A 16,198-nucleotide genomic window follows, 5' to 3' on the forward strand; every position below is an offset into this window, starting at 1 on the left:
TCGTGGGCTGATTGCCGTCAAACGACCCCGGATTCAATACCTTAGCGGAATTTCCTCAGTCTCTGTATGAGAGATGAGGTATCCCACCGTTTACCGCCCATCGACTGGACATCCGCATAGAATTGATCGACCAGTGCGGTCACCGGCAGAGACGCATTCACTTTTCTCGCCTCCTCAAGGCAAATCCCGAGGTCCTTGCGCATCCAGTCAACGGCGAAGCCGTGTTCGAACTCTCCTGCAATCATGGTTCCCGAGCGGTTTTCCATTTGCCAGGATTGGGCTGCGCCTTTTGAAATCACGTCCACCACTTTCGCCACATCCAGTTCAGCCTGCTCGGCAAAGTGCAGGGCCTCTGAAAGCCCCTGGACGAGACCGGCAATCGCGATCTGGTTCACCATCTTGGTTTTCTGGCCACTGCCAGCCGGGCCCATTCGATTGAGTGCCCGCGCATAGTGCTCCATAACCGGCTCGGCTTTCGCATAGTCCTGTTCCGAGCCGCCGCACATGATGGTCAGTTTGCCGTTTTCAGCGCCTTGCTGGCCGCCGGATACAGGCGCGTCTACAAATCCCATGTTGTTTTTGCTGGCAGCTTCAGCGAGATACTCGGCAATGCCGGCAGAAGCCGTAGTGTGATCGACCAGCACAGCGCCTTCAGAGGCATTGGCGAGAATACCTTCATCACCCTCGTAAACGGCCATAAGATCGGTATCGGCCCCAACACAGGTCAAAACAATATCCGCGCCCCTCACGGCCTCAGCAATGGTGGTGCAGCTGGTTCCCGAGTATTCGCTTGCCCACTGCTCGGCTTTGGCATTGGTCCGGTTCCAGACCCTGACGTCGAGCCCCGCCTTCGCCAGGTGGCCGGCCATCGGGTAACCCATGACGCCCAGGCCGATAAATGCTGCTTTAGTCATCGCTTTCTCCTCTTATGTTTTTATCGGGTTAACTTAGCACATAAGGGCAGGGCAGCACGCAATAAAAAAGGCCGCTGAATCAGCGGCCTTTACGTGTTTTACCCGGCAAGTCAGACTTATTTGGCCGGATAATCCCGGGAATCCGAGCCGGTGTAGAGCTGACGCGGACGGCCGATGCGATAGTCGCCGCTTACCATTTCGTTCCAGTGCGAGAACCAGCCAATGGTACGCGACAGAGCGAAGATAACGGTGAACATCGACGTCGGGATTCCGATTGCCTTGAGGATCAGGCCGGAATAGAAATCCACGTTGGGGTAGAGCTTGCGCTTGACGAAGTATTCGTCTTCCAGCGCGATCTTCTCGAGACGCTGGGCGATCTTCAGCAGCGGGTCGTTTTCCAGGCCCAGCTCGGTCAGCACTTCGTGGGCAGTTTCAGCCATTACTTTGGCGCGCGGGTCGAAGTTCTTGTATACCCGGTGGCCGAAGCCCATCAGGCGGAACGGATCGTCTTTGTCCTTGGCCTTGGCAATGAATTTCTCGATGTTGGATTCATCGCCGATCTCGGCCAGCATGTCCAGAACCGCTTCGTTGGCGCCGCCGTGAGCGGGTCCCCACAGAGCCGCGATGCCGGAGGCAATGCAGGCGTAGGGGTTGGCGCCGGTAGAGCCGGCCAGGCGCACCGTAGACGTTGAGGCGTTCTGTTCATGATCCGCGTGCAGGATGAAAATCTTGTCCATGGCCTTGGCCAGGATCGGGTTCGGCTTGTACTCCTCGCAAGGAACGCCAAACATCATCTGCAGGAAGTTCTCGGAGTACGAGAGGTCGTTACGCGGATAAATGAAAGGTTGGCCAATGGCGTACTTGTAACACCAGGCGGCAATGGTCGGCATCTTTGCAATCAGGCGATGCGCGGTAATTTCCCGCTGCTCCTGGCTGGCAACGTCCATCTCGCCGTGGTAGAAGGCGGACAGAGCGCCGACTACACCACACATGATCGCCATCGGGTGTGCATCACGACGGAAACCCTGGAAGAAGTTCCGCATCTGGTCGTGGAGCATGGTGTGGTTTTTGATGGTGTCGTGGAACTTCTGGTTTTCCTCGGCGCTCGGGAGTTCGCCGTGAAGGAGGAGGTAGCAGACTTCAAGGTAGTCAGAATGTTCGGCCAGTTGCTCAATCGGGTAGCCGCGGTGCAGGAGAACGCCGTTTGCTCCGTCGATGTAGGTAATGGCCGATTCGCAGGCTGCTGTGGATACGAATCCGGGATCGTATGTGAAAACGCCTTCCTGGACTAGGCCTCGTACGTCGATAACGTCAGGGCCGACGGTGCCTGAATAAACCGGTAGCTCAATGGACTTGTCCCCCACCGAGAGCGTGGCTTTCCTGTCGGTCATGGTGCTCTCCTATTTATCAGCTTTGACAGCTTTATCTACAGTTATAGATGCGCTAGAAGGCGCGTATTATCGCAAAACTGGCGGCAAAATATAGGGCGTTGGCTTTTTTTGTCAATGGAAGAGTCGGGAAAACCCATAATTTGACATTGGCTGTAAATCAGGGATATCCCGAATGACAACGGATTCGGGCAGGAAAAGGATTTGTCAATCCTCCTTATAGCTGGCTTAACCCCCTGAAATACGCGGCCTGAGCGACGTTGCACGTTTGTAATTGGTTAGGGTACTCCTTATAATCCCTAGCCCGGAATCGGGGATAAACCTTTTCCCGCTGCCTGTAAATAGCGGGTTGCCGGTGAGGTTTCCTCCCTTCTGAGCCAATCGTGTGCCGGTTTCGTATCTGCACGCCGATCCTTACATACCAACCATCCGCATCCGGTTTTCCGGTCCCGCGGAACCAAGAGAGAGTGTGAGAGCGCTGTGAATAGCAAACGACCAGTAAATCTCGATCTCGGCAAGTTTCATTTTCCGCTGCCAGCCATTACGTCCATATTGCACCGTATCAGCGGCATCATCATTTTTGTTGGTGTTGCGTTCATGCTTTACGGACTTCAGCTTTCCCTGTCCGGGGAAGAGGGCTTCAGTCGCGTCAATGAACTGCTGGACAGCTTCCTTGCCAAGCTGATTATCTGGGGCATCTTGTCTGCTCTGTTGTACCACCTGGTTGCGGGTATCAAGCACCTGTTCATGGATGTGGGCATTGGTGAAGAGCTCGAGAGCGGCCGCCTCGCCTCGAAGATCACGGTTGTGGTTTCCGTCATTCTCATCGTTCTGGCAGGAGTCTGGGTATGGTAAATAGCGTCACGAACCTGGGTCGCAGTGGTGTCTTCGACTGGCTGATCCAGAGGGTAACTGCCTACGTACTTGCTTTGTATACAATTTTCCTGCTCGGTTATATGTTGACGACCGATGTTAACTACGACACCTGGAACGCGTTGTTTGACCAGACCTGGTTTCGCATCTTTACCCTGATGGCATTGCTGTCAATTGGCGCTCACGCCTGGGTAGGGCTCTGGACAGTGACCACGGACTACATCAAGGCCATGGGTCCCAGGTTTATCGTGCAGGCAGCTTGTGGGCTGACCATGTTCGTATATGTGGTTTGGGGCATTCAGATTCTTTGGGGGCTTTAATCGATGGCTAATATCAAGACCATGTCCTTTGACGCAATTGTTATCGGTGGCGGCGGCTCCGGCATGCGTGCCGCGCTTCAGCTGACCGAATCCGGCGTCAATACCGCGTGTATCACCAAGGTTTTCCCCACGCGGTCTCATACGGTCTCTGCGCAGGGCGGTATTACCTGTGCTATTGCCAGTGCTGATCCGAACGACGACTGGCGCTGGCACATGTATGACACGGTAAAAGGCTCGGACTACATTGCCGACCAGGATGCCGTCGAGTACATGTGTTCTGTAGGCCCTCAGGCGGTGTTCGAGCTTGAGCACATGGGTCTTCCTTTCTCCCGTACCGAGCAGGGTCGTATCTATCAGCGTCCTTTCGGTGGCCAGTCCAAGGGCCCGGATAACCCGACTCAGGCAGCTCGTACCTGTGCAGCTGCCGACCGTACCGGTCACGCGCTTCTGCATACCCTGTATCAGGCCAACATCAAGGGCGGCACCACGTTCCTGAACGAGTGGTACGCGGTTGATCTCGTCAAGAACAGCAAGGACGAAGTCGTTGGTGTGGTCGCCATCGAAGTCGAGACCGGCGAAGTTGCTTACATCAAGTCCAAGGCAACCGTTCTGGCTACCGGTGGCGCGGGTCGTATCTACGCCTCCACAACAAACGCCCTGATCAATACGGGCGATGGTATCGGCATGGCGCTGCGCGCCGGTTTCCCGATGCAGGACATGGAGATGTGGCAGTTCCATCCGACCGGCATCTACGGTGCTGGCACGCTGGTGACCGAAGGTTGCCGGGGTGAGGGTGGTTATCTGATCAACGCCGAGGGCGAGCGTTTCATGGAGCGCTATGCGCCGAACGCGAAAGACCTGGCAGGCCGGGACGTTGTTGCCCGCGCCATGGTTATCGAGATCCTGGAAGGTCGTGGCTGTGGTCCCGACAAGGATCACGTGCTGCTGAAGCTTGATCATCTGGGCGAAGAAACCCTGAACCTGCGTTTGCCGGGCATCTGTGAGCTGTCCCGCACCTTTGCACACGTTGATCCGGTGAAAGAGCCGATCCCGGTTGTTCCGACCTGTCACTACATGATGGGCGGTATTCCGACCAACGTTGGTGGCCAGGCGCTGACCCAGGACGAGAATGGCAAGGACAAGCCGATCCCCGGGCTGTTCGCCTGTGGTGAAGCAGCCTGTGTATCGGTACACGGTGCCAACCGTCTGGGTGGTAACTCTCTGCTGGATCTGGTGGTCTTCGGTCGCGCAGCGGGTCTGCACATCGAGGAGCAGCTTCGTGGCGGCTTTGAAGTGGACGGTGCCAGCGAAGACGACATCAAACGCGCGATGGCGCGGCTTGACCGCCTGAACAACGCCTCCGAAGGCGAGAGTGTTGCGGAAGTTCGGAAAGATCTCCAGAACTGTATGCAGCTGTACTTCGGTGTATTCCGTGACGGCAAGAGCATGGAAGAGGGTCTCAAGAAGCTGGAAGCCATTGGTGAGCGCGTTCGCAACACCAAGCTGGCTGATACCAGCAACGCCTTTAACACTGCTCGTATCGAGGCGCTCGAACTGGACAACCTTTATGAGGTTGCCCTGTCCACAGCGATTTCCGCGTTCGAGCGTAAGGAAAGCCGTGGTGCCCACGCCAGGAACGATTTCACCGAGCGTGATGACGAGAACTGGCTCAAGCACTCCATGTACTTCCCGCTGGAAAAGCGTGTGGGCAAGCGTGATGTGAACTTTGCACCGAAGACGGTGGACAAGTTCGAGCCGAAGGTCCGGACTTACTAAGGGGGATTCCGAAAATGTTAGTAAGCCTTTATCGTTATAACCCGGAGACCGACAACGCGCCTTATATGCAGGACGTGGATGTCGAAATTCCGGAAGGCAAGGATCTCATGGTTCTTGACGTGCTGAACCTGGTCAAAGAGCGGGATCCTTCAATGGCCTATCGCCGTTCCTGTCGGGAGGGCGTTTGTGGCTCCGACGGCATGAACATGAACGGCAAGAATGGGCTGGCCTGTATCACGCCTGTTTCCCAGGTGGTGAAGGGCGATAAGCTGGTTCTGCGCCCGCTGCCGGGCCTGCCGGTTATTCGTGATCTGGTTGTAGATATGAGTCTTTTCTATAAGCAGTACGAAAAGGTCATGCCGTACCTGATTAACGACAAGCCTGCGCCTGCGATCGAGCGGCTGCAGTCTCCGGAAGACCGCCAGAAGCTGGACGGCCTGTACGAGTGTATTCTCTGTGCCTGCTGCTCCACGTCCTGCCCGTCGTTCTGGTGGAACCCTGACAAGTTTATCGGTCCTGCCGGCCTGCTTCAGGCCTACCGTTTCCTGGCTGACAGCCGGGATACAGCCCAGGAAGAGCGACTTGCCAACCTTGATGACCCGTTCAGCGTATTCCGTTGCCGGGGCATCATGAACTGTGTAAGTGTCTGCCCGAAAGGCCTGAACCCCACAAGGGCTATCGGCCACATTCGGAATCTTCTGCTGCAAAGGGCGACTTAAGCAGCAGGATTTGCGACAGACGCTATACTGTTCTGATCAGGTTAGTACCCGGAAGGCCTCGCAAGTTTGCGGGGCCTTCAACCAAAGGCTTATAGTCAAAGGTCTTACCCGGGTGCACACTACGCAAGCCGTGGCGGGAACTTATAAAGTTTTCTCCCTGTTTTGCTCAGTATAAAAACCACCGGGGAATGGAAAACATCCATGTCGGGTGTGGTGGCCAAAGTCGATCCCGTAAAAACCCGTATTGACTGAGAAATACTCCTGGCCGACCATATCGGGCTCCCCGCACCAGCCCAAGGTGAGCTATTCAAGATGCACGAAAGCATAATGGAGCAGTTATGGCAGACTTCCCACCTCCAGGGTGGAAATCTCGCCTATGTTGAACAGCTTTTTGAAACCTACCTGACAGACCCCAACGCCGTTCCCGAAGAGTGGCGCAGCTATTTCGACAAGCTTCCCAGTGTCGATGGCTACAAGGGCCGTGACATTGTCCACTCTTCCATCCGCGAACAGTTTGAACACATTTCCCGCAATCAGCGCTTTCTTGCCAGCGGCGGCGTTCCCGCAAGCGCCACGTCTGATGCGGACAAAAAGCAGATTCGTGTTCTCCAGCTGATTAACGCCTATCGCTTCCGCGGTCATCAGGAAGCGAAGCTGGACCCGCTCGGTGTATGGCAGCGTCCCCGGGTCGAAGACCTCGATCCCGAATTTCATGAGCTATCCGACTCTGACAGGGATCTCGAATTCCAGACCGGCTCCCTGAACCTTGGCTCCGAGACCATGAAGCTCGGAGACATTGTCGATGGCCTGCGCCAGACCTATTGCGAAAGCATCGGTGCCGAATACATGCACGTGGTGGATACCCGCATCAAGCGTTGGTTCCAGCAGCGCATGGAGCCGGTTCGTTCACGCCCGGCATACGAAGATAACACCCGTAAGCATATCCTTGAGCGCCTGACGGCCGCCGAAGGCCTCGAGAAGTACCTGGGGTCCCGCTACCCCGGCGTAAAGCGGTTCGGCCTTGAGGGTGGCGAGAGTCTGATCCCATGTCTTGACGAGCTGATTCAGCGTGCCGGCTCCTATGGTGCCAAGGAAATCGTCCTGGGTATGGCTCACCGTGGCCGCCTCAACGTTCTGGTAAACACCCTGGGCAAAAATCCGCGGGAGCTTTTCGACGAATTCGAGGGCAAGAAGCTCGCAGATTCTGGCTCCGGTGATGTGAAGTACCACCAGGGCTTCTCATCCAACGTGATGACGCCGGGTGGCGAAGTTCACCTGGCAATGGCGTTTAACCCGTCACACCTTGAAATCGTTTCTCCGGTTGTTGAGGGCTCTGTCCGGGCTCGTCAAACCCGCCGTAACGACAATGAGGGCACCAAGGTCGTTCCGATTATCATGCACGGCGACGCAGCATTTGCCGGCCAGGGCGTGGTGATGGAAACCTTCCAGATGTCCCAGACCCGCGGCTTCGGCGTTGGTGGCACCATTCATATCGTGATCAACAACCAGGTTGGTTTTACCACCAGCAAGCAGGAAGATGCGCGATCCACGGAATACTGTACCGACGTTGCCAAGATGATCCAGGCGCCGATTCTGCATGTGAATGCGGATGACCCTGAAGCGGTCATGTTCGTGACACAGATGGCGATGGATTATCGCAACGAATTCAAGAACGACGTGGTGATCGATCTGGTCTGCTATCGTCGTCGTGGTCACAACGAAGCGGACGAGCCGGCAGCAACCCAGCCGGTCATGTACGAGAAAATCCGCAAGCTGAAGACCACCCGCAACCTGTACGTGGATCAATTGGTGGAAGCCGGTGTTATCACCGAGGAAGAAGCCAAGCAGATGGAGAACGACTACCGTGACGCCCTGGATAATGGCGAGCACGTGGTCAAATCCCTGGTCAAAGAGCCCAACAAAGAGCTCTACGTTGACTGGACTCCTTACCTCGGCCACGAGTGGACAGCCAAGTGCAAGTCCAGCGTTGCGCTGAAGACGATCCAGAAGCTGGGCAAGAAACTGACCTCGGTCCCTGAAGGTTTCAGTATCCAGCGTCAGGTCTCCAAGATTGTTTCCGACCGCGAAAAAATGACCGCCGGCGCCCTGCCTATCAACTGGGGCTACGGTGAAGTCATGGCGTATGCGACGCTGTTGGACGAGGGTCACCCAATCCGCCTTACGGGGCAGGATATTGGCCGTGGCACGTTCTCTCACCGCCATGCCGTCCTTCACAACCAGAAAGATGGATCGACCCATATTGCTCTGGCGGAATTGTCGGAAGATCAGCCCAAGTTCGAAATTTACGACTCGCTGCTGTCGGAAGAAGCCGTAATGGCGTTCGAGTACGGCTACGCCACGACCGCGCCTGATGGCCTTGTGGTCTGGGAAGCGCAGTTCGGCGATTTTGCCAACGGTGCCCAGGTTGTAATCGACCAGTTCCTGACCAGTGGTGAGCACAAGTGGGGACGCCTTTGTGGTCTGACCCTTCTGCTGCCCCATGGTTACGAAGGGCAGGGGCCAGAGCACAGCTCGGCGCGCCTTGAGCGTTTCCTGCAACTGAGTGCAGAGCATAATATCCAGGTTTGCGTGCCGACCACGCCTTCCCAGGTATTCCATATGCTGCGGCGCCAGGTAAAACGCCCGTTGCGCAAGCCGTTGGTAGCCATTACGCCCAAGAGCCTGCTGCGGCATAAGGAAGCGACGTCTGATCTTGATGATCTGACCAGCGGTACTTTCAAGACGGTGCTGCCCGAGAAAGAACCGTCCGATCCGAAGAAGGTCACCCGTCTGATCCTGTGCTCAGGCAAGGTGTATTTCGATCTGCTTGAAAAGAAGAAGTCGGACGAGCGTGATGACGTGGCCATTGTCCGGATCGAACAGCTGTATCCTTTCCCCGGAGACGATCTTGACGAGCTCTTGAGCGAGTACTCCAAGCTCAAGCACGTTGTCTGGTGTCAGGAAGAGCCGATGAACCAGGGTGCCTGGTACTGCAGCCAGCATCACATGCGTAATGCGCTGCACCGCCTGAACCCCAAGCTGTACCTTCAATATGCCGGTCGTGACGCTTCGGCTGCTCCTGCCTGTGGCCATATGTCGGTCCACATTGAAGAGCAGAAGAAACTGGTTAACGACGCGTTTGAAATTTGACGAGCTACCGAACTAAGGATCTGTAATGTCAACTGAGATTAAAGCCCCCGTTTTCCCGGAGTCGGTCGCGGAAGGTACTGTCGCGACCTGGCACAAACAGCCGGGTGAAGCCTGCTCCCGTGACGAGCTGATTGTCGATATCGAGACCGACAAGGTTGTTCTTGAGGTTGTTGCGCCTGCTGACGGCGTGATTGAAGAAATCATCAAGAACGAAGGCGATACCGTTGAAAGTGGTGAGGTAGTCGGCAAGTTCAAGGAAGGCGCCAAGGGCGAATCCAAGCCTGCCGAGGGTAAGAAAGAAGAAAGCAAGGAAGAGGCTCCGAAGGAAGAAGCCAAGAGTGAGGCATCTTCCGGCGAAGCCATCCTGAGCCCGGCGGCCCGAAAGCTGGCTGAGGAAAATAACGTCGATCCGAACAGCATCAAGGGTACCGGTAAAGATGGCCGCGTAACCAAGGAAGACGTTCAGAACCACGTAGACAGCGCCAAGTCCTCCGGCGGTGCTGCCGCACCCCAGCCTGCGTCTGGTATGCCGGAAGTCAACGTCAGCCAGGGCGAACGTCCCGAGAAGCGCGTACCGATGACCCGCCTGCGTGCGAGCATCGCCAAGCGTCTGGTTAATGCCCAGCAGAGCGCAGCCATGCTGACCACCTTTAACGAGGTGAACATGGGCCCGATCATGGAGATGCGCAAGCAGTACCAGGACAGCTTTGTGAAGCGTCACGGTATCAAGCTTGGCTTCATGTCGTTCTTTACCAAGGCTGCCACCGAAGCCCTGAAGCGCTTCCCGGCGGTGAACGCGTCCATCGATGGTAACGACATGGTGTATCACGGTTACCAGGACATCGGCGTGGCGGTTTCCACCGATCGCGGCCTGGTGGTTCCTGTTCTGCGTGATTCCGACGCCATGGGTCTGGCCGACATCGAGAAGAAGATCGTCGAGTACGGCACCAAGGCGAAAGAAGGCAAACTGGCCATTGAAGATATGACCGGCGGTACCTTCACAATTACCAACGGCGGTATCTTCGGTTCGCTGATTTCCACACCGATCCTGAACCCTCCGCAGACAGCCATCCTGGGCATGCACAAGATCCAGGAGCGTCCGATGGCCGTGAACGGCAAGGTGGAAATTCAGCCGATGATGTACCTGGCGCTTTCTTACGACCACAGGATGATTGATGGTAAGGAAGCGGTGCAGTTCCTCGTTGCCATCAAGGAAATGCTTGAAGACCCGGCACGTATTCTGCTGGACGTCTGAGCCGACATTTAACGAATCGGAAACGGGATAAAAGTATGTCTGATAAGTACGACGTCATTGTCATTGGTGCAGGCCCCGGGGGCTACGTAGCTGCCATCAAAGCGGCACAACTGGGTCTCAAGACCGCGTGTGTCGAGTCCTGGACTTCAGAAGACGGTAAGGCGCAGGTGCTGGGTGGTACCTGCCTGAACGTTGGTTGCATCCCCTCCAAGGCGCTGCTGGAGATTTCCCACAAGTTTGAGGAATCCAGCCACGATTTCGAGATGCAGGGCATCATCGCGAAGGATGTCAAAATGGACATCGGCAAGATGATGGAGCGCAAGAGCGGCATCGTTAAGCAGCTGACCGGCGGTATCGCAGGGCTGTTCAAGTCCAACGGCGTGACTTCCATCCATGGGCACGGCAAATTGCTGGCCAACCGCAAGGTGGAAGTAACCGACAAGGACGGCAAATCGAAGACCTACGAAGCCGAAAACATCATTCTGGCCACCGGTTCCAAGCCGATCCAGATTCCGCCCGCGCCCTTCGACGGCGAATACATCGTGGATTCCGAGGGTGCCCTCGAGTTCACCGAGGTGCCGAAGCGTCTGGGTGTAATTGGTGCCGGCGTTATCGGCCTGGAACTCGGCAGTGTCTGGGCCCGCCTGGGCGCGGAAGTCACCGTTCTGGAAGCCCAGGACACCTTCCTGCCGGCCGTTGACCAGCAGGTAGCAAAAGATGCCCTGAAACAGTTCCAGAAGCAGGGGCTGAACATCGTCATGGGTGCGCGTATGACTGGCGCGGAAGTAAAGCGCAAGCTGGTGAACGTGAACTACGAGGATTCCAAGGGCAAGCACGAAGCCAAGTTCGACAAGCTGATCGTGGCTGTTGGTCGTCGACCCTACACCGACAACCTGTTGTCGGAAGATTCCGGCGTCCAGATGGATGAGCGCGGCTTCATCTTTGTTGATGACAACTGTAAAACCGAAGCCCCGGGTGTCTGGGCGATCGGTGACGTGGTTCGTGGACCCATGCTGGCCCACAAGGCGTCTGAAGAAGGCATCATGGTTGCGGAGCGTATTGCCGGGCACAAGCCTCAGGTGAACTACGACTGCATCCCGAACGTTGTCTACACCTTCCCGGAAGTTGCCTGGGTTGGCAAAACCGAAGAGCAGATGAAGGCAGAAGGTGAAGAGTACAACGTAGGTACCTTCCCGTTTGCGGCCAACGGTCGTGCAATGGCTGCAAACTCGGCGTCCGGTCTGGTCAAGATCATTGCTGACGCAAAAACTGACCGCATTGTCGGTTTCCATGTAGTTGGTCCCCAGGCCTCTGAAATCGTTGCCCAGGGCGTAATCGCCATGGAATTCGGTTCCAGCGCCGAAGATCTGGCCCTGACCTGTTTTGCACATCCGACTCTGTCCGAGTCCGTGCATGAAGCAGCTCTGGCCGTCGGTGGTGGCGCGATCCACATCGCCAACCGCCGCAAGAAGAAGTAACGCAAACCAGGAATTTTTTAATTCGGGACATTAACTATGAATTTGCATGAATATCAGGGCAAACAGCTTTTCGCTGAATATGGCCTGCCAGTATCCAAGGGCATTGCCTGTGATACTCCGAAGGAAGCTGTAGACGCAGCTGGTGAAATCGGCGGTGATGCATGGGTTGTGAAAGCCCAGGTTCACGCAGGTGGCCGTGGTAAGGCTGGCGGTGTAAAGCTGGTCAAGAGCAAAGAAGAGATCCGTGAGTTTGCCGAGAAGTGGCTGGGCCAGAACCTGGTAACCTACCAGACAGATGAAAACGGCCAGCCGGTGAGCAAGATCCTGGTTGAATCCCTCACCGACATCGACCAGGAGCTCTACCTGGGCGCGGTTGTTGATCGTGGCACTCGCCGCATTGTGTTCATGGCCTCCACCGAAGGTGGTGTTGAGATCGAGAAGGTTGCCGAAGAAACGCCCGAGAAGATCCTGAAAGCCGAAATCGACCCGCTGGTTGGCGCTCAGCCGTACCAGGGCCGCGAGCTCGCGTTCAAGCTGGGCCTGGAAGGCAAGCAGATCGGTCAGTTCACCAAGATCTTCGTTGGTCTGGCCAAGCTGTTCGAAGAGTGCGATCTGGCACTGGTAGAGATCAACCCGCTGGTTATTACCCCGGCTGGTGATCTGCACTGCCTGGACGCCAAAGTGGGCGTCGACGGCAATGCACTGTACCGCCAGAAGAAGATCCACGAGATGCACGATCCCTCCCAGGAAGATTCCCGGGAAGCGGAAGCGGCCAAGTGGGAGCTCAACTACGTAGCCCTGGAAGGCAACATCGGCTGCATGGTCAACGGTGCCGGCCTGGCCATGGGTACCATGGACATCATCAAGCTGTCCGGCGGCCAGCCTGCCAACTTCCTGGACGTTGGCGGCGGTGCAACCAAGGAACGTGTTTCCGAGGCGTTCAAGATCATCCTGTCTGACTCCAATGTGAAGGCGGTTCTGGTCAACATCTTCGGTGGTATCGTTCGCTGCGACATGATTGCAGAGGGCATTATCGGTGCCGTGAAGGAAGTCGGCGTCAAGGTTCCTGTTGTGGTTCGCCTTGAAGGCAACAACGCGGAGAAGGGTACTCAGGTACTCGCCGAGAGCGGTCTGAACATCATTGCCGCTACCAGTCTGTCGAATGCGGCAGAGCAAGTTGTTAAAGCCGCAGGGGGTAAATAATGAGCATCCTGATTAACAAAGACACCAAGGTTATCTGTCAGGGCTTTACCGGCGCACAGGGCACCTTCCACTCAGAGCAGGCGATTGCTTACGGCACCAAGATGGTTGGTGGCGTCAGCCCCGGCAAGGGCGGTACCGAGCATCTGGGTCTGCCGGTGTTCAACACCGTGCGTGACGCCGTTGAAGCAACCGGCGCTGAAGCGACCGTTATCTACGTACCTGCGCCGTTCTGTAAGGACGCCATCATCGAAGCGGCGGATGCCGGCATTCAGCTGATCGTATGTATCACTGAAGGTATCCCGACTATCGATATGCTGTACGCCAAAGAATACGTGGATCGCAAAGGCGTTCGCATGATTGGTCCGAACTGCCCGGGTGTTATCACTCCGGACGAGTGCAAGATCGGCATCATGCCTGGCCACATCCACAAGAAGGGCAAGGTTGGCATCGTGTCCCGCTCAGGCACCCTGACTTACGAAGCGGTCAAGCAGACCACTGACTTCGGCTACGGTCAGTCCACCTGTATCGGTATTGGTGGTGACCCGATCCCGGGCTCCAACTTCATCGACATTCTGGCCCTGCTCGAGAAAGATCCCGAGACAGAAGCCATTGTGATGATTGGCGAGATCGGCGGTACCGCCGAGGAAGAAGCTGCGGCCTACATCAAGCAGAACGTCTCCAAGCCGGTGGTTTCCTACATCGCTGGTGTTACTGCGCCTCCGGGCAAGCGCATGGGCCATGCGGGCGCCATCATCTCCGGTGGCAAGGGTACAGCAGACGATAAGTTTGCCGCCCTGGAAGACGCTGGTGTTCGCACCGTACGCAGTCTGGCCGAGATCGGTCAGGCCCTGAAGGAAGTCACTGGCTGGTAAGCTGGCCTTCTTTCAGTAAAAACCCCCGTTTCTGCCCTGCAGAGCGGGGGTTTTTTATTTATAATGCCGGGTCGCCTGAACTATGATGGCGGTTCCAATACCAAATAAGGAGTTCGTGCTTTGAGTTCTGTAGATTCCCAGCAAAGGGTTTTGTCCGGCATGCGTCCGACCGGCAAGCTTCACCTTGGCCACTACCACGGTGTGCTGAAAAACTGGGTTAAACTCCAGCATGAATTCGAATGTTTTTTCTTTGTGGCGGACTGGCACGCACTCACCACCAACTACGATGACCCCTCCGGCATTGAACAAAGCGTCTGGGATATGGTCATCGATTGGCTGGCGGCCGGCGTGAACCCGGGCTCGTCCACGATGTTTATCCAGTCTCAGGTGCCCGAGCACGCCGAACTGCATCTGCTGCTCTCGATGATCACGCCACTCGGGTGGCTGGAACGCGTGCCGACGTTCAAGGATCAGCAGGAGAAGCTGCGGGAGAAGGATCTGGCGACTTACGGGTTCCTGGGTTACCCGCTGCTTCAGAGTGCAGATATTCTGGTTTACCGGGCAGGAAAAGTGCCCGTTGGTGCAGATCAGGTTTCCCACGTTGAAATCACCCGGGAAATCGCGCGCCGGTTCAACCATATCTATGGTCGTGAGCCAGGCTTTGAAGAGCAGGCGGAAGGTGCCATCGTGAAGATGGGCAAGAAAAACGCCAAGCTCTATCGCAATCTCAAGAGGCGTTACCAGGAAGAGGGCGACATGGACGCTCTGGAAACGGCCCGTGCTCTGTTGAAAGAACAACAGAATATCTCCCTGGGCGATCGTGAGCGTCTTTACGGTTACATTGAAGGTGGCGGTAAGGTGATTTTGCCGGAGCCCCAACCGCTGCTGACGCCGGAATCCAAGTTGCCGGGGCTGGATGGGCAGAAAATGTCCAAGTCCTACAACAACTATATCGGTCTGCGGGAAGAGCCGGACAGCGTAGCCCAGAAGGTTCGCACCATGCAGACCGACCCCCAACGGGTCCGGCGCACCGATGCGGGTGAGCCCGAAAAGTGCCCGGTGTGGGGAATGCACAAGATCTATTCCGATGCTGACACTCAGGAGTGGGTGCAGACCGGTTGTCGCAGTGCCGGCATCGGTTGCCTGGATTGCAAGAAGCCGTTGATTGACGCGATTGTCGAGGAGCAGCGTCCGCTCCACGAACGCGCGCGGGAGTATGAGGGCAATCCGGATCTGGTTCATTCCATTCTCCAGGAAGGTCGCGAACACGCCCGCGACGCCGCCCGCGACACCCTGGAGGAAGTCCGGGCCGCCATGGGGCTTCATTACCGCTGAATCCGCAGGAGTCGGTGCCACGAGCATACAGCCAGTGCGCTGACCCGGAGTGAAAGGTTATGACTGAAGAATCCACCGATCAGGCCACGCCCGAAGCCGAGGACGCTGCACCGGAGCAGTCGCCCCTGGCGCGGGTGTCCGGCAAGCCGGTGGTGGATCTTCCCAAGGATTTGTACATTCCGCCGGACGCCCTTGCGGTCTTCCTTGAGGCGTTCGAAGGGCCCCTGGATCTTCTGCTGTATCTCATCCGTCGCCAGAACATGAACATTCTGGACATCGACGTTAGCGAAATTACCCGGCAATACATGGATTACATCGGTGCCGTGGAGGCCATGCGGTTCGAGCTGGCTGCGGAATACCTGGTGATGGCCGCCACATTGGCGGAGATCAAATCGAGGATGCTGTTGCCTCGACAGGAAAGCGACGATGAGGAAGAGGTTGATCCCCGGGCAGAACTGATTCGCCGGCTTCAGCAATACGAACGGTTCAAGCAGGCTGCTGAAGATATTGATGAATTACCGCGCCTGGAACGCGATACCTTTGCCGCCTCCGCCGCGCTGCCGAAGATGCCCTCCAGTCAGCCCCATCCGGATGTAGACTTGCGGGAAATGCTGCTGGCTCTGCAAGGCGTTCTTCAGCGGGCAGACCTGTTTACCAGTCACCATGTTGAACGGGAAAGGCTTTCGACCCGGGAGCGCATGTCCGCAATCCTGTCGGTGCTTCAGGATGATCATTTTGTGACATTCGAAAGCCTGTTTACGATTGAAGAGGGTCGGCTCGGCGTCGTGGTGACCTTCCTGGCCACGCTTGAGCTGGTCAAAGAGCAGCTGATTGAGGTTGTCCAGGCCGAGGTGCTGGGCCCTATTCATGTTCGAGCCAGGGCAGCCAGCTAGGGGCTCCCAACGTTCAAAGCAC

The 16,198-nt window shown here is 56.5% G+C and carries 13 protein-coding genes; 11 read left to right on the forward strand and 2 right to left on the reverse strand.

Annotated features, from left to right (window positions below):
- Nucleotides 1–41 precede the first annotated feature (41 nt).
- Complete coding sequence (locus ACGK9W_RS05120) at nt 42–914, reverse strand: NAD(P)-dependent oxidoreductase (RefSeq protein WP_008174372.1); 873 nt, start codon at nt 912–914, stop codon at nt 42–44.
- A 116-nt stretch (nt 915–1,030) separates the two neighbouring features.
- Nucleotides 1,031–2,305 carry a citrate synthase gene (gene gltA, locus ACGK9W_RS05125; RefSeq protein ID WP_008174375.1) on the reverse strand — a complete coding sequence of 425 codons (1,275 nt, stop codon included), beginning with the start codon at nt 2,303–2,305 and terminating at the stop codon, nt 1,031–1,033.
- A 477-nt stretch (nt 2,306–2,782) separates the two neighbouring features.
- Between gltA and sdhC the strand changes: the two genes are divergently transcribed.
- From sdhC to ACGK9W_RS05180, 11 genes are all read left to right on the forward strand, one after another.
- Nucleotides 2,783–3,157 (forward strand): succinate dehydrogenase, cytochrome b556 subunit, encoded by a 375-nt coding sequence (gene sdhC, locus ACGK9W_RS05130; protein WP_008174377.1) that lies wholly within the window; start codon nt 2,783–2,785, stop codon nt 3,155–3,157.
- A complete protein-coding gene (sdhD, locus tag ACGK9W_RS05135) occupies nt 3,151–3,495 on the forward strand; it encodes a succinate dehydrogenase, hydrophobic membrane anchor protein (RefSeq protein ID WP_008174380.1) in 345 nt (114 codons plus the stop codon). The genes sdhC and sdhD overlap by 7 nt, the downstream gene beginning before the upstream one ends.
- A gap of 3 nt (nt 3,496–3,498) precedes the next feature.
- Nucleotides 3,499–5,271 carry a succinate dehydrogenase flavoprotein subunit gene (sdhA, locus tag ACGK9W_RS05140; protein ID WP_008174382.1) on the forward strand — a complete coding sequence of 591 codons (1,773 nt, stop codon included), beginning with the start codon at nt 3,499–3,501 and terminating at the stop codon, nt 5,269–5,271.
- A gap of 14 nt (nt 5,272–5,285) precedes the next feature.
- On the forward strand, nt 5,286–5,990 hold the full coding sequence (locus ACGK9W_RS05145) for a succinate dehydrogenase iron-sulfur subunit (protein ID WP_008174383.1): 705 nt from the start codon (nt 5,286–5,288) through the stop codon (nt 5,988–5,990).
- Nucleotides 5,991–6,302: 312 nt separating this feature from the next.
- Nucleotides 6,303–9,140: a 2-oxoglutarate dehydrogenase E1 component gene (locus ACGK9W_RS05150; RefSeq protein ID WP_008174385.1), complete on the forward strand. Its 2,838-nt coding sequence runs from the start codon at nt 6,303–6,305 to the stop codon at nt 9,138–9,140.
- Nucleotides 9,141–9,165: 25 nt separating this feature from the next.
- Nucleotides 9,166–10,395 carry a 2-oxoglutarate dehydrogenase complex dihydrolipoyllysine-residue succinyltransferase gene (gene odhB / locus ACGK9W_RS05155; protein ID WP_405419376.1) on the forward strand — a complete coding sequence of 410 codons (1,230 nt, stop codon included), beginning with the start codon at nt 9,166–9,168 and terminating at the stop codon, nt 10,393–10,395.
- Between the two features lie 35 nt (nt 10,396–10,430).
- Complete coding sequence (gene lpdA / locus ACGK9W_RS05160) at nt 10,431–11,873, forward strand: dihydrolipoyl dehydrogenase (protein ID WP_008174390.1); 1,443 nt, start codon at nt 10,431–10,433, stop codon at nt 11,871–11,873.
- Between the two features lie 36 nt (nt 11,874–11,909).
- Complete coding sequence (gene sucC, locus ACGK9W_RS05165) at nt 11,910–13,076, forward strand: ADP-forming succinate--CoA ligase subunit beta (RefSeq protein ID WP_008174392.1); 1,167 nt, start codon at nt 11,910–11,912, stop codon at nt 13,074–13,076.
- Entirely contained in the window at nt 13,076–13,948 is an 873-nt protein-coding gene (gene sucD, locus ACGK9W_RS05170; protein WP_008174394.1) for a succinate--CoA ligase subunit alpha, read from the forward strand. The genes sucC and sucD overlap by 1 nt, the downstream gene beginning before the upstream one ends.
- Before the next feature lie 159 nt (nt 13,949–14,107).
- Nucleotides 14,108–15,283 (forward strand): tryptophan--tRNA ligase, encoded by a 1,176-nt coding sequence (locus ACGK9W_RS05175; RefSeq protein ID WP_008174397.1) that lies wholly within the window; start codon nt 14,108–14,110, stop codon nt 15,281–15,283.
- Between the two features lie 59 nt (nt 15,284–15,342).
- Nucleotides 15,343–16,176 (forward strand): ScpA family protein, encoded by an 834-nt coding sequence (locus tag ACGK9W_RS05180; RefSeq protein ID WP_092032874.1) that lies wholly within the window; start codon nt 15,343–15,345, stop codon nt 16,174–16,176.
- The last annotated feature ends 22 nt before the right edge of the window (nt 16,177–16,198 follow it).

The organism is Marinobacter flavimaris (assembly GCF_045057155.1).
Lineage (GTDB): Bacteria > Pseudomonadota > Gammaproteobacteria > Pseudomonadales > Oleiphilaceae > Marinobacter > Marinobacter manganoxydans.

What these genes read in the sequence shown, in the direction of transcription:
- sdhD (WP_008174380.1), top strand. Translation starts at nt 3,151, where the DNA reads ATGGTAAATAGCGTCACGAACCTGGGTCGCAGTGGTGTCTTCGACTGG.
- odhB (WP_405419376.1), top strand. Translation starts at nt 9,166, where the DNA reads ATGTCAACTGAGATTAAAGCCCCCGTTTTCCCGGAGTCGGTCGCGGAA.
- ACGK9W_RS05120 (WP_008174372.1), bottom strand. Translation starts at nt 914, where the DNA reads ATGACTAAAGCAGCATTTATCGGCCTGGGCGTCATGGGTTACCCGATG.
- ACGK9W_RS05180 (WP_092032874.1), top strand. Translation starts at nt 15,343, where the DNA reads ATGACTGAAGAATCCACCGATCAGGCCACGCCCGAAGCCGAGGACGCT.
- lpdA (WP_008174390.1), top strand. Translation starts at nt 10,431, where the DNA reads ATGTCTGATAAGTACGACGTCATTGTCATTGGTGCAGGCCCCGGGGGC.
- ACGK9W_RS05175 (WP_008174397.1), top strand. Translation starts at nt 14,108, where the DNA reads ATGCGTCCGACCGGCAAGCTTCACCTTGGCCACTACCACGGTGTGCTG.
- sucC (WP_008174392.1), top strand. Translation starts at nt 11,910, where the DNA reads ATGAATTTGCATGAATATCAGGGCAAACAGCTTTTCGCTGAATATGGC.
- sucD (WP_008174394.1), top strand. Translation starts at nt 13,076, where the DNA reads ATGAGCATCCTGATTAACAAAGACACCAAGGTTATCTGTCAGGGCTTT.
- gltA (WP_008174375.1), bottom strand. Translation starts at nt 2,305, where the DNA reads ATGACCGACAGGAAAGCCACGCTCTCGGTGGGGGACAAGTCCATTGAG.
- ACGK9W_RS05150 (WP_008174385.1), top strand. Translation starts at nt 6,303, where the DNA reads ATGCACGAAAGCATAATGGAGCAGTTATGGCAGACTTCCCACCTCCAG.
- sdhA (WP_008174382.1), top strand. Translation starts at nt 3,499, where the DNA reads ATGGCTAATATCAAGACCATGTCCTTTGACGCAATTGTTATCGGTGGC.
- ACGK9W_RS05145 (WP_008174383.1), top strand. Translation starts at nt 5,286, where the DNA reads ATGTTAGTAAGCCTTTATCGTTATAACCCGGAGACCGACAACGCGCCT.